Below are 12897 nucleotides of genomic sequence, written 5' to 3'. Positions count from 1 at the left end.
ATGGTGGTTTTGTGCAGCGTGATCGCCGTTAACATCGCGCCGGTCTCAGCGGCGAAACTTAACGAAAGGGCACCGGAATGGAGCGGGTTCACGGAATTCATTTTCATGTGGTTCTTGTTCTGGTGCTTTTATGGCTCGCTGAGAAAGTACGTGAACTGGCTGTCGAAATACCCGGTACGTTTCGGTAAGAAAGTCGATCACATCTTCGATTGGGTTGGCTGCGGCATGATTACGATCGTCATGTACTGCTGGATTAGCTTTACCCTGTTTGCTTCTCCGGTTGGGGATCCTAATTTCGTCAACATGATGAATGGCCCCAGCCCCCCATCGCTTGCCGGCAGTACGTATGGTTATGTCGTCTTTCAGCTTCCTTCGAATTTGGGGATGCCTGGAAAGCGATTCAACATGGTCGAGTTCGCCACCACTCGGCTGAAACGTGCCCAGGCTGAAGCGGATCGGTAAGTCGTAGTTGTCGTTTATTGCTCCCTAGAATTTAAGTTTTCGTTCACGTATGACTGATACCGCCAACCACGCTTCGAGTGCTGGATTTTCCGCTGAAAACGAAGACCTGCTTGAATATCGAGAGTTAAGCCGTCTCGCGATTGGCGGGATGGTGCTGGGTGTCTTTTCGGTGCTCGCCATTTTTACGTCGGTGCTGTGGATTATCCCGATATTGGCCATCATTCTGTCGTTGGTGGCCTATTACAAAATCAGTAAGTCAGACGTGCTGACCGGTAAAGGGATGGCACTGATCGGCATGGCCTTGGCAGCCATCTGGTTGGGGATTGGAGTTACACAAGGAAAAGTCCGTGATCGCGTGATGATGAATACCTCGCGCGAAATGGCCAAAAGCTGGCTCGATCTGCTGTTGGAAAAGAAGACGATGGAAGCCCACCAGCTGACGCGGCGTTCAAACAGTCGCCAGCCAGCAACGGTCTCGCTGGAAGGCTATTACCAGACCGATGAAATGGCCCGCGAAGATCTCATCTCCTTTGAAACGCAAGACGCCTTAAAGGCCGTGCGTGAATGGGAAGGCGGACCGCTCGCAGCGAAGTTCGACCACGACGTCTCGACCAGCGTCTACGAAGGGGTCGACTACGGACGCCACGCGTTTCAAATATTCGACAAAGAGTCAGGCAAACCGCTGTGGGATGTCCAGGTGCTCATGAAACGTGAGCGTGGCTACGGCGAAGCGCAAGACGAATTCTTCTGGATCGCCGATTCTATCTCACTGGAAAAAACCTACCCGGACGCTCGCTAACCGATCGCGTCTTGAACGCTGGCTTTCATTTTGTCGAGACCTTCCTTGGCGACTTCCAGGGCGTCTCGCTTCCAGTACTCGGGATTGAATAATTCCAGCGAGAAGACGCCAGCGAATCCATTGCCCACCAAGGTTTGGATCATGGTCTTCAGGGGAGCGATACCATCGCCTGGGAAGACGCGGGCACTGTCGTTAATCTGTTCGCGTGGCGGCTGGGCGGGATAGTCGTTCATGTGAAACACGGGAATCACGTTGCCGCTGATCGCTTTGAGTCCGCTGAAGTCGGAACCACCTTTGTAGATGTGATACACGTCTGGCATCATGCACGCGTCAGGATGATTGGCTTCGACGACAACCATGGCCACTTCCCCCAGGCGGTTCAGATTCGTCGAGAATCCCCATAGCTCCAGTTCGGGAACGACGCCTGCTTGCCGGCCGACTTCCAGCAAGGCGTGATACCGTTTGGCGACTTCCAACAGGTCCAACTTCGGTCCGTTGGTGGCACCGGCCGGAGGAGCCGCGATACGGGTTCCTCCAATCTGAGCGACTAGGTCCATATCGCGTTTGGCGTGTTCCAGACCTGCGGCGCGTTTCTCTGGGTCGTCGACAATCCACTGGGCGAAACCAATCGCGCTTTCAACCTTCAGGCCAGAATCGGCTATGCGTTTGCCCAGGTCATGGAGGCTTTTGCCTGAGTCTTTGTACTCTTGAATCTTCGAGATCCATGGCTCGATGCCGTCGTAGCCTGCCTTGGCGGCGATGTCGACTTCCTGCTCGATGTTCAGCTTCTGGCCGCGGATCGTACTGGTGTTGAAGCAGTAGCGAATCGCCGGCTTGGTCTTCTGGGCTGCGGCCAGGGCAGGAGATGTGCCTGCGGCGAGTCCCATGCAGCCAAGGGCCGTAGCGCCCGAGAGAGAAAGCATTTGACGACGATCCAATAGCGCGCTCATGAGCCAGTATCCTTAGGTGGGAATTTCTTCGCAGGTCGCTTTATTGTGGTTGGGTGGCACACGACATGCAACGGCGGAGATAGGGATCTTCGCCGAGAAAGCGGCATGGTGAGTGAGTTCTACGTGAGTTATGATGCCACTGACCAAATCGTGGGGATCAAATGAGGTTGGTGGCTGCTTGCGGCCATTCTAGGGGACGTTGAAAGAAACACCATGTGGGAAGCACTGATCGCGGTCATCGCCCTGGCCGCCATGGAAATCGTTCTGGGCATCGACAATATTGTCTTCATTGCGATCGTGTCGGCGCGACTTCCGCAAGAGCAACGTCCTAATGCCCGCCGCGTGGGGTTAATGGCCGCGCTGATCATGCGCATTCTGTTGTTGTTCACCATTTCGTGGGTGATGCAGGCAAAAGAGCCGTTCTTCCACTGGAGTTGGATCTTTGGCGATCTCGAGTTCTTCCATCATCACGAAGAACTTGAAGGGGTTTCAGTGAAAGACATGATCCTCTTCTTTGGTGGCTTATTTCTGATCTGGAAGAGTGTGTTCGAGATTCACGAGAAGCTCGAGCATGATCCACATAGTGAAGAGGGGCAGAAGAGGCCCCCGGCAACGTTTTCCGGTGTCATCTTTCAGATCATGGCGCTAGACGTAATCTTTTCGCTCGATTCGGTGATTACTGCCGTAGGGATGGTGAAAGAAACGGTCACGATTGGCAGTATGGAAGTCGGTGGAATCTGGCTGATGGTGACAGCCGTTTTGATCTCGGTGGGGGTGATGATTACGTTTGCTAATCCCATTTCGGAGTTTGTCGAGCGGCATCCGACTTTAAAGATGCTGGCTCTCAGCTTCCTGATTCTGATTGGTGTGATGCTGGTCGCCGAAGGGGCAGGCACGCATTTCAACAAGGGATACATTTACTTTGCGATGGCATTTGCACTGGGGGTCGAGTTCCTCAACATGCGGGTACGTATGAAGGGGCGCAGACCGGCCGCCGATGGGGCAGAAGGCGAGCCGCATGCCCATCCTGCGGAGGGCTCGTAATCGGACCTTTTCCCGCAAATGAGGGGTAATTTGCTCCTGCAAGGACGCAAATAGACTTGGACCGATGCCAGGCGGTGCGGTAGAATAGGGGGAGCATGGAATTTCCATGTTCCCACCCTTTGTCCATCCCCACCTAACCTCAGTGGCTAAGCTCTATGCGGACGTTCGCACTGCCGCTTGTCCTGTTCGTGTTGTTCATTCTCACGGCACAGGTATCGGCTGAAGATAAATTCTCTCCTGAGCACATCGAGTTCTTCGAGAAGTCGGTTCGACCGGTCTTGATGAAACGATGTGTCGAGTGCCATGGCCCTGAAAAGCAGGAAAGTGGCCTCCGTCTCGACGCGCGATCGGCCGTTGTCAAAGGTGGCGATTCCGGAGCTTCGGTTGTCGTCGGTAAGCCTGAAGAAAGCGATTTGATCCAGGCCATTCGCTACGAAACGTTGGAGATGCCTCCCAGCGGTCAGATGCCAGCCGAGGAAATCGCGGCGATCGAACAGTGGGTCAAGCTGGGCTTGCCGTGGCCGGAAGAGTCTGAACCGCTTCAGCCTGCTTCGTTCGACCAGCGATTGGTCGACGACAAGCAGCATCACTGGGCCTACCAACCGATCGAAAATCCGCCTGCCCCAAAGGTCGAAGGGGATTGGGCTGCCAACGATATCGATCACTTCGTTCAAAATCGACTTGCTGAAAAAGGGATCGTCCCGAGCGAAAAGACCGACCGTCGCACGCTAATCCGTCGTGCCACATTCGACTTGACTGGTCTCCCTCCGACGCCTGAAGAGGTAGAAGCGTTCGTCAACGACAAAGACCCCAACGCCTTCGAGAAAGTTATTGACCGGTTGTTGGCTTCTGATCAGTACGGCGTGAAGTGGGGGCGAGTCTGGTTGGACGTCGCTCGGTACTCGGATACCCGCGGCTACTTGAACGATGGCCAGGATCGCCGATTCCCGTATGCCCACGCCTATCGCGACTATGTAATTGATTCGTTCAACCGCGATACCCCGTACGACGAGTTCCTGAAGGAACAGATCGCCGCCGACTACTTCGCCGAAGAAGGGGACCGTCGTTTGGCAGGGCTAGGGTTGATTCGGATTGGTCGCCAGTTCCTCAAGCACCAAGACACCATCGACGACCGCATCGACGTCGTCACGCGTGGCGTTCTCGGTTTGACGGTCACGTGTGCCCGCTGTCACGATCACAAGTACGATGCCATCAACATGGCCGACTACTATGGGCTTTACGGTGTTTTCGATCAGTTGAACGAAACCATGCCGCTGGTTGGACCGATTGATGCCGACCCGAAGTACCCTGAGTTCAAGAAGAAGCTCGACGAGCTACAGGCTGAATTAGATCAACATATGGCCAAGGTCGATCGCGCCGTCCAACTGGAAGCGTCGACTAACTTCTTTGATTTGATCGTCCGGGCCGTCTCGAAGAAGCAAGACGTCGAGATCGCCAAGTTCGAACAGAACGAACTCGACAGCAAGAACATTCGTCCGCACCTGGTGAATCAGTGGAAGACGTTCGCCGATCGCGAGTGGAAGCCAGATCATCCGATATGGGGGCCATTGTTTAAAGCACGCGAATTAGGAGATGACGAATACGCTTCGCAGGCTGAGGCCCTTCTGGCCGATTGGACTGGCGAACAAAGCAAGTTGAATCCGGCGATCCGCGATGCCCTGAAAGCTTCGCAGCCGAAGACACTACCGGCCCTGGTCGATGCGTACGATGAAGTGCTCAAGCCGATTGGGCAGGTTTATCGCGATGCCGACTTCAACAAGGAAGCCGTCAACAAGCTGGAAGGCCCCCAGGAAGAGATCGCCAAGTCGCTGTTCGGCCGGTTCTCGCCGGTGGCTCTCAACGCGAATGACATTGCTCGCTCGTACTTCACCAGCGATCGTAATCATCAGAAAAAGCTTGAAGGCAAGATTCGCGGACACGAGATCGATGCGGCAGGGTCTCCGCCGCGGGCCATGGCAGTTGTCGATCGCGACAACATCCACGATCCGCAGATCTTTCTGCGTGGTGACCCGGGCCGGCGTGGCGATCGTGTCCCGCGTCAGTTCATTCGCGTACTGAACGATGAGTCAGATGATGCGTATAAGAATGGTAGCGGACGATTGGAACTGGCCGAAGACATTGTCGCCGACGATAATCCCCTCACATCGCGCGTGATGGTCAATCGCGTCTGGATGGGGCACTTCGATCAGCCGCTGGTACTGACGCCAGGAGACTTTGGTATCCGCAGTGATGCACCGGCGCTTCCGCTGCTGCTGGATCATCTGGCAACTTACCTGCGAACCAACGATTGGTCGATCAAAAAGCTGCACAAGTACATCATGCTTTCCTCGACCTATCAGCAGTCGAGCAAAGATCGCCCCGATGCCCGTGCCAAGGACCCGGAAAACCGGTTGTTCTGGCGAATGAATCGACGCCGTTTGAGCTTCGAGGAAATGCGCGACGGCATGTTGAAAGTGAGTGGCGCGCTCGATGACTCCCTTGGTGGCCGAGCCGTGAAAATATTGGAAGTCCCCAACCCGCCGCGACGTACGGTTTACGGGTTTGTGGATCGACAAGACCTGCCGAACCTGTATCGGGCATTCGACTACCCGAGCCCCGATGCAATGAGCCCGGAACGCTCGAAGACGAGTGTTCCTCAACAGGCCCTGTACCTGCTCAACAGCCCCTTCGTGCAGCGTCAGGCACAGTGGCTGACCGAAAAGTGGAAAGAAGACAAGTCGCTTTCCGACCAACAGCGTCTCGAGCGACTCTTCCAGGCCGTGCTGCAGCGTAATCCTACCGAGCACGAGTCGGAAATGTTTTTGAAGTATGTCGAATCATCGACCGACGAAGAGAAGTGGAACAAGTGGGACAGTGTCGCCCAGGTGGTGATGGTCTCGAATGATTTCATGTTCGTAGATTAACCCTTTCGTTGCCGCTGACCCTTCGTGAATTAAGAACCGGAACAAGACTATGAATAGCCAATACCCACATCGCCCTGAAGGTTGTATGAACCGTCGTGATATGCTTTCACGCATGGGAACGGGGCTTGGTATGTTAGGCTTGGCCGGCCTGTTGGGTGACGAAAAGCTACTGGCAGCCGATGCCCAGTCGGCAGCTCAGGCGATGTCGTACCAAAACCCGCTCGCCCCTAAGGAGCCGCACTTTCCGGCCAAGGCAAAGCACGTGATCCACTTGTTCATGACCGGTGGTCCGTCGCACGTTGATACGTTCGACCCTAAGCCGCTGCTGACCAAGTACGATGGCAAGCCGCTGCCAGGAGGCGATAACCTCCGGACCGAACGCAAGACCGGTGCTGCCATGGCATCGCCGTTTAAGTTTCAGAAGTACGGCGAAAGCGGTATCGAGGTCAGCGAACTATTTCAGCACACGGCCAAGCACATCGATGACATCGCGGTCATTCGTTCGATGCAGGCTGAAGTCCCCAACCACGAGCCTTCGCTGGGGCTGATGAACTGCGGTGCTTCGGTGGCCGTTCGTCCAGCGTTTGGTAGCTGGCTGACCTACGGCATGGGAACGGATAACCAAAACCTGCCAGGCTACATCGTGATGTGTCCCCACGGCTATCCGACGAAGCAAACACAGAACTGGCAGTCCGCTTTCTTGCCAGGCGTTTACCAGGGAACCTACGTCGATACTCGGCATACCGAAGTCGAGAAGCTGATCGAGAACGTGAAGAACTCGACGCTGTCGTTGGAACAACAACGCAGCCAGATCGACCTGTTGCAGCAAATGAACCAGGCTCATCGCGAGCAGCGCGGGTTCGATCCGGCGCTCGAGTCGCGTGTCCAGTCGTTCGAGTTGGCCTATCGCATGCAGATGGAAGCGACCGATGCGTTCGACGTTTCCCGCGAGCCCAAGAACGTGTTGGAAGCCTACGGTGAAGGTATCCAGGCCCGTCAGATCCTCATCGCTCGGCGTCTGGTCGAACGCGGCGTTCGCTTCGTGCAGGTCTTCCACGATCAAGGTCAGCCGTGGGACAGCCACGACGACCTTGAGAAGTCGCACCGCCGCCTGGCTGGTCAGTGCGATAAGGCGATCGGTGCATTGATTGCCGACCTCAAGCGTTTGGGGCTGTTTGAAGAGACCTTGATTCTCTGGGGTGGCGAGTTCGGCCGAACCCCGACCGTCGAGTTGCCTAAGCCTGGCTCCAACGCGGGTAAGGTGAACGGCCGCGACCATAATCACTACGGTTTTACTTGCTGGCTGGCCGGCGGTGGGATCAAGGGTGGGCAGGTTTACGGATCGACTGACGAGACCGGTTTCAAGGCCGAAGAGAATCCGGTTCACGTACATGACCTGCATGCCACCATGCTGCACGCGTTGGGCTTCGATCACAAGAAACTCACTTATCGTTATGCCGGCCGTGATTACCGGCTGACCGACGTTCACGGAAACGTTGTTCACAAGTTGCTTTCTTAGTGAACCCTCAGCAAGCGTTGGTGTCTGACGGGGATTGATTTTGCCCGTTTCAACCGAAGGACCACCACGATGGCTCGCTGCGAATTATGCGGAGATGAAGCTTTTAACGAGCATCATCTGATCCCGCGACATTGCCATCGTAAGGCATGGTTTAAAAGCCGTTATTCCAAGCAGCAAATGCAGCACACTATCGATGTGTGCAAGATGTGTCACCAGATGATCCATCATCTCATTCCGGATGAGAAAGAACTCGGTCGCCGCTACAACACGGTCGAGCTTTTGACGGCCCATCCTGAACTGGATAACTACCTAAACTGGAAAAGAAAACGGGTCCGCACCTGAGTCGGACCCGCTTCGATTCTGCGGTATAGCAATATGGAACAGGTCGAGAGGATTACTTCGACTCGACCGCAGGTTCTGAGGTTTCTTGCGCGGGTACTTCGACATCGGGATAAGCTTCCGCCAAGAGCTGGCCGAGATTGTGCCCACGAGCCGAGAGGGAGATGACGTTGCCATCTTTTCCCACGAGGATCATTGTCGGGATGCCGCTGATGCCGTAGCGCTCAGCGTTCGGATCGATCCAGCCGCTTTCACCTTCTTCACGCTGGTTCCATACGATGGGCCAGGGGATCTCGCGTGTTTGAACAAACTCGTCGAGTTGCTCTCTTTCGCTATCCAGACTGATACCGACGATCTCGAAACCGTGCGGGTGGTAGACCTCGTATAGCTTTTTCATGTTCGGAATCTCGGCAACGCATGGGCCGCACCAGGTTGCCCAGAAATCGACCAGCACGACTTTGCCTTCGTAGGCGGCGGGGAAGTTCAGGTCCTTACCATCGAGCATGGTGCCGTTGATTTCGATCGGCTTGCCCACCAGGTTCAAGCGATTCGAGAGTCCGAACAATCGGCTGGCGGCTTCCTGAACGGCTTCATCTTGAACTGAGCTGAAGTGTTTGGCCAATTCCGAGATTTTCTGAGTGTCTTTCTGCTCTTCTGGGAGGTAGGAAATAGCATTGGCGATATTCGTGGCCAACGTCGCCGTGCGAACGGTTGGTTCCGACTCGAGGATCTCAGCTTGCAGTTCATCGAGCTTAGCGGCTTGTTCTTCGGCTGGAAGAGAACTCAGTTGGCTTAGCTTAAGCGACAGGAGCATTGATTCTGCTAGGAACGCGACTTCCGGATCGTTGTCTTGAAGCAAACCGTTAAGGTACTGCTTGGCATTTTCTTTGAGCTCATCACTGTTTCGACCGATCGCCATCAGCAAAGAGAACTTCATGCGAATGGCCTGCTTGGTTTCATCCGCAGTGCGATCCATCTGCCAGGCCTCGTCGATCAATTCAACCGCTTTCGCGTATCGATCTGGAGTCGGGAGCTTGGCATCGCCACCAGTTCTGGCAACATCCATGGCCGCTTTAAACTTGGCCTCAAACGTCTCAGGGTTAGTTTCGTCTGTATTTTTCCCCTCTTCACCGACGGTAAGGGCTTTGGCTGGGGCCGCTACTTTAGTGTCCGATTCGTTAGCAAACAGTGTGGCACCTGCTGCAATCTGCCCGCCTGCCAGCATCGCGGAAAGTGCAAATTTCCAAGCAAATTTCATCGTAAACTTCCCCTGTGATTTAGAGTTTTTCTTGCGGATTTCGCTATGCGCGAATTCGTACGCATTGGAATACTCATAGTACGAAAGTTGAAGATGAATAGTTTTGCGCAGAGGAGCTTTTGGGAGAGAAATTACAACAGTTTCGCGAAAAAAAAGAACTCTCTGTGGTTAACCACAGAGAGTTCCGATGATTGGTCGATCGAATTGTGAAGCCGGTCACGCAGGACCGACGTGCTGCTTAACCAGCACTGACGCTTTCACGAGCTTCCTGCGGCATGCGGCTTTCCGCAAGCGACGTGTCGATGTCCAATTGCATGACCACACTCCAGCGGCCTTCGGCATCCCCTTGGACCCACCAGTGAGGCATCATGCAGACACTCTGATGAACCATTTCGAAACCGCCTTCCGATTGGCTAACCGTCGAGATGGGGAACGTCCATAGGCTAGTCGGACGATCAGCATTCCAGCGGCAATCGATGCCCAGCCACTCGTCCTTCACGCCGAGGTCTTGCACTTCGTGCAGGTCGAGCTGCGACCCGAGGTGACCCAGCTTGCGGCCGTCGGCCTGGTGGAAGTAACGATCGTCGGCACCAGCAGGCAGGCCGGCCAGATTCATTTCCACGGCAAAGTGCAGCACTTGATCCTGCGGCAGGCCTTCCAGCATATAGGCAATTTCCAGGCTGCTGCTGCCGGCGTTCATGGTGACGCCCTTGGTGATTTTCAGAGGAATTCCCCAGGCGTTGCCCGTTCGCGACATTTGAATCTGAATGCGGTCAGGATTGCGTCGGACTTTGGCTTCGAAGGGAGAACCGACGAAGTCGCCGCGTTCCATGGCGTTGTTCAGGGCCACTTGTTCCAGAGAGGCGTTGTTGTCGAAGAAGTGATCGACCAGCGCCTTTCGCTGGTAGCTGTCGTACTGCAGCATCTTATCAAGGCCTTCCTGCTTGAAGACCACGCGATCATGAATCGAAGCGACTTCACCGCCTGAGGCCGAAGGACCGGCGAGCACCTTGCGGTGATAAGCTTCCGGACGACGCGACAAGGTCGCCAGCAAGTTGTGGCAGATCGATCGCACGTCGAGTTCGTAAATTGTACCACCGTTGGCTGGAGCCATCAGGGCAACCAGTTTGTCGTCTTCCAGGCGAACTTCTTTGCGGCCATCGAGATTGAAGTCGGCGACTTCGGCTTCGATGAAACTGGAAGACTTGTGCTCGGCCTTGTCCAGCAAATTATCCGCTGCGATCAAGTGCTTGTAGACGGCATTGCGAAGGTGTGGCAGGTAAGTTCCGCCGAACGCACCGTGCCAGTAGCTGCAGTTGCACTGACCGCGGTATAGTTCCTTTTTGGCCTGAGCCAGCAGCTTGGCATCGCCACCGTTTTGCTCGGCAGCGTGCAGGCGGTTGCTGATACCCAGAGCACGGCAGTACATCTCATCCGTTTCAGGATAGCGAACCTTGAAGTTGCGCCAGTAGCCACCACGGATGTACTTTTTGATTTGTGGCCAGTGTTCTTGGTGTTCGAGTTCGTGAACCATGTCCTCGAACTCGACTTGCTGCTGAGCTGGCATCGCCCATTCGGTCATCTCGCGATAACTGCCTTCGGGGATGTAGGTCTTGCCGACAGGAAGTAGCGCTTCGGTAGCTTCGGCCAGTGTAGTGGTTAGCAGCCAATCTTTGTTGGCGGTGAGCAGTTCGAAGAACTGAGCCAGCCAGCCGCGATCGTAAACGTGAGCTTTGGTGTCGGGCCAGGTACCGAACTTTTCGCCGTCGTCGCCGAAGACCAGGACCGAGCCTGGATACTGATCGGCAATCGATCGCATGTAGTCGATGGTGTCTTGGGCCGGGGCGAATGGCAGCAGGTAGCGAAGTCGTTCACTGCCTGGGAAGACATTGAGCAGCTTGCCGCACTCTTCGGTCACGTAGTAGCCGTAGAGATCTTCCTGTGGGATGCCGGCGTTCTTGAAGTGGAAGTCGTCTAGAATGGTGTACTGGATGCCGGCATCGGCGATGTCGGAAGTAAGTGGTTGTTCCCACACACGTTCTGGCATCCACATGCCTTGGATCTTGGCTCCCAGGCGGTCGGTCAGCCACTTGGTGTAGGTTTCGATCTGGCCGACGCGATCGCGTGGCGGAATCATCGGCAGGATGGCTTCGTAGAAGACGCCGCCGATGATTTCGATGCGGCCATTCTTCACGTGAGCGGCTAGGCGATCGAGGTATTCAGGGTGATGCTCGTCGAGCCATTCCATCAACGGGCCGCTGGTGTGCAGGCCGATCTTGATATCGGGATAGCAGTCAAACACGTCCAGGAAAGGGAGGTAGCTGTCCTGATAGGCCTGCTCGAAGACTCCATCGAAGTTGCCGATGGGTTGGTGATTGTGCAGGACCAAGCAAAGACGGATCGTGTTGCTCATGTTTTTCTCGGGGGGAGTTACTGGGAGTTGGGGAGGTTATGCGGCGGAGTCCGCCTGGATAGATACAGGACGAATCGGCCGATCCGGCACCCTTTAGCTAGCTTTTCCAATCGGGTTTGATCGAAGGTCTGCGGTGACCTTTCAGGTTGTGCGGACCTTGCCGATCACAGCGACTCTCGGAGGATTCGAGCGGCCCTCTCCGGCGAGAGTGGGTTCACATATAGACCCGTCCCCCACTCGAAACCTGCTCTGACCGTCATGCGCGGCAAAACCTCTACATGCCAGTGATAGTGATCTGTCGAGAATGTGTCAAACGGCAACGTGTGAATCAGGTAGTTATATGCCGGGAAATTTAATGCCTTTTCCACTCGCACCAGGATCGAGCGTAACAACAAGGCAAGCTGCTCTAATAGCGTTGAGTTTGCCTGCCCAAAATCAGCCTGGCTTGCACGCGGCAATATGGTGACTTCGAATGGCATACGCGACGCATAGGGACAGAACGCGACCAGCTGGTCGTCGGCATGCACAATGCGTTTTCCCTCGGCCAGTTCACTCTCAATGAGATCGCTCCAGAACGAGCGTTGCGTCCTCTGAAAGTATTCGCTGCTGGCCGCCAGTTCCTGCTCGATAATCGGCGGAATGTAGCGTGTGGCCATCAGCTGACTGTGTGAATGCTCGAGCGAAGCACCGGCTGCTGGGCCGTTGTTTTTAAACAGCTGAACGTAGCGGCAACGGCCTTCCTCACGGATCGCATTTAGCCGCATCTGATAGGCTTGGAATGTCAGAATCGCGTTCTGTTCGGGAAGCTGGGCAAACGAGCGAACGTGCTGAGGGGACTCGACGATGACTTCCTGGATGCCACTAGCCGCGACTGACTCGAAGAAGGGGCTGGCCACTGGCGGGGCACTATCAGGAAAGTGAGGGGAGAGGGAAGGATAGATGTTCGGCAGTACCCGGACTTCCCACGGCTGTTTGTCGTGCTGGCGATGGAGATTTTGTGGCAGAACTAGCCGTTCGTGCGGGGTGGCATCTTCGTGACCACCACAGAAAGGGCAACGCATGGCCGATGGGGCCGGTATGGTCGATTTCCACTGTTGGGGGCGGCTCTCGCGTCCTTCAGCGACAACGACTTGAAACCCAAGCAGCGGGTCTCTGCGGAGCTCATTTCCAGAATTAGGACTCACGGCGA

The 12897-nt window shown here is 55.3% G+C and carries 10 protein-coding genes; 6 read left to right on the top strand and 4 right to left on the bottom strand.

Annotation, left to right across the window (positions count from 1 at the left end; genetic code table 11):
* Nucleotides 1-105 precede the first annotated feature (105 nt).
* Together C5Y96_RS06540 and C5Y96_RS06535 are read left to right on the top strand one after the other, a co-directional pair.
* Nucleotides 106-462: a hypothetical protein gene (locus C5Y96_RS06540; protein ID WP_105351155.1), complete on the top strand. Its 357-nt coding sequence runs from the start codon at nt 106-108 to the stop codon at nt 460-462.
* Between the two features lie 49 nt (nt 463-511).
* Complete coding sequence (locus C5Y96_RS06535) at nt 512-1261, top strand: DUF4190 domain-containing protein (RefSeq protein ID WP_105351152.1); 750 nt, start codon at nt 512-514, stop codon at nt 1259-1261.
* Here C5Y96_RS06535 and C5Y96_RS06530 read toward each other — a convergent pair.
* Nucleotides 1258-2211 (bottom strand): sugar phosphate isomerase/epimerase family protein, encoded by a 954-nt coding sequence (locus C5Y96_RS06530; protein ID WP_105351149.1) that lies wholly within the window; start codon nt 2209-2211, stop codon nt 1258-1260. The genes C5Y96_RS06535 and C5Y96_RS06530 overlap by 4 nt on opposite strands.
* Before the next feature lie 213 nt (nt 2212-2424).
* Between C5Y96_RS06530 and C5Y96_RS06525 the strand changes: the two genes are divergently transcribed.
* The 4 genes from C5Y96_RS06525 to C5Y96_RS06510 all read left to right on the top strand — a co-directional run bounded on the left by C5Y96_RS06525 (nt 2425) and on the right by C5Y96_RS06510 (nt 8040).
* Nucleotides 2425-3255: a TerC family protein gene (locus tag C5Y96_RS06525; protein ID WP_105351147.1), complete on the top strand. Its 831-nt coding sequence runs from the start codon at nt 2425-2427 to the stop codon at nt 3253-3255.
* A gap of 155 nt (nt 3256-3410) precedes the next feature.
* Nucleotides 3411-6179 (top strand): PSD1 and planctomycete cytochrome C domain-containing protein, encoded by a 2769-nt coding sequence (locus C5Y96_RS06520; RefSeq protein WP_105351144.1) that lies wholly within the window; start codon nt 3411-3413, stop codon nt 6177-6179.
* An 85-nt stretch (nt 6180-6264) separates the two neighbouring features.
* Nucleotides 6265-7698, top strand: coding sequence for a DUF1501 domain-containing protein (locus tag C5Y96_RS06515; protein ID WP_233198841.1), 1434 nt, complete (start codon nt 6265-6267; stop codon nt 7696-7698).
* A gap of 69 nt (nt 7699-7767) precedes the next feature.
* Nucleotides 7768-8040 carry a hypothetical protein gene (locus tag C5Y96_RS06510; RefSeq protein ID WP_105351142.1) on the top strand — a complete coding sequence of 91 codons (273 nt, stop codon included), beginning with the start codon at nt 7768-7770 and terminating at the stop codon, nt 8038-8040.
* A 52-nt stretch (nt 8041-8092) separates the two neighbouring features.
* Here the strand turns inward: C5Y96_RS06510 and C5Y96_RS06505 are convergent, their stop codons facing one another.
* The 3 genes from C5Y96_RS06505 to C5Y96_RS06495 all read right to left on the bottom strand — a co-directional run bounded on the left by C5Y96_RS06505 (nt 8093) and on the right by C5Y96_RS06495 (nt 12892).
* Nucleotides 8093-9295 (bottom strand): TlpA family protein disulfide reductase, encoded by a 1203-nt coding sequence (locus C5Y96_RS06505; RefSeq protein WP_105351139.1) that lies wholly within the window; start codon nt 9293-9295, stop codon nt 8093-8095.
* A gap of 238 nt (nt 9296-9533) precedes the next feature.
* Complete coding sequence (locus C5Y96_RS06500) at nt 9534-11708, bottom strand: alpha-amylase/4-alpha-glucanotransferase domain-containing protein (RefSeq protein ID WP_105351137.1); 2175 nt, start codon at nt 11706-11708, stop codon at nt 9534-9536.
* A gap of 164 nt (nt 11709-11872) precedes the next feature.
* Nucleotides 11873-12892, bottom strand: a complete 1020-nt coding sequence (locus C5Y96_RS06495) for a DUF4921 family protein (RefSeq protein WP_105351135.1) — start codon at nt 12890-12892, stop codon at nt 11873-11875.
* Between the last annotated feature and the right edge of the window lie 5 nt (nt 12893-12897).

This window comes from Blastopirellula marina (assembly GCF_002967715.1).
Taxonomy (GTDB): Bacteria; Planctomycetota; Planctomycetia; order Pirellulales; family Pirellulaceae; genus Bremerella; species Bremerella marina_B.
This window is presented reverse-complemented; position numbering and strand designations above follow the sequence as displayed.

Excerpts from the sequence above, each read along its gene's own strand:
- C5Y96_RS06525 (WP_105351147.1), top strand. The coding sequence starts at position 2,425 with ATGTGGGAAGCACTGATCGCGGTCATCGCCCTGGCCGCCATGGAAATC.
- C5Y96_RS06520 (WP_105351144.1), top strand. The coding sequence starts at position 3,411 with ATGCGGACGTTCGCACTGCCGCTTGTCCTGTTCGTGTTGTTCATTCTC.
- C5Y96_RS06510 (WP_105351142.1), top strand. The coding sequence starts at position 7,768 with ATGGCTCGCTGCGAATTATGCGGAGATGAAGCTTTTAACGAGCATCAT.
- C5Y96_RS06530 (WP_105351149.1), bottom strand. The coding sequence starts at position 2,211 with ATGAGCGCGCTATTGGATCGTCGTCAAATGCTTTCTCTCTCGGGCGCT.
- C5Y96_RS06535 (WP_105351152.1), top strand. The coding sequence starts at position 512 with ATGACTGATACCGCCAACCACGCTTCGAGTGCTGGATTTTCCGCTGAA.
- C5Y96_RS06515 (WP_233198841.1), top strand. The coding sequence starts at position 6,265 with ATGAACCGTCGTGATATGCTTTCACGCATGGGAACGGGGCTTGGTATG.
- C5Y96_RS06505 (WP_105351139.1), bottom strand. The coding sequence starts at position 9,295 with ATGAAATTTGCTTGGAAATTTGCACTTTCCGCGATGCTGGCAGGCGGG.
- C5Y96_RS06500 (WP_105351137.1), bottom strand. The coding sequence starts at position 11,708 with ATGAGCAACACGATCCGTCTTTGCTTGGTCCTGCACAATCACCAACCC.
- C5Y96_RS06540 (WP_105351155.1), top strand. The coding sequence starts at position 106 with ATGTGGTTCTTGTTCTGGTGCTTTTATGGCTCGCTGAGAAAGTACGTG.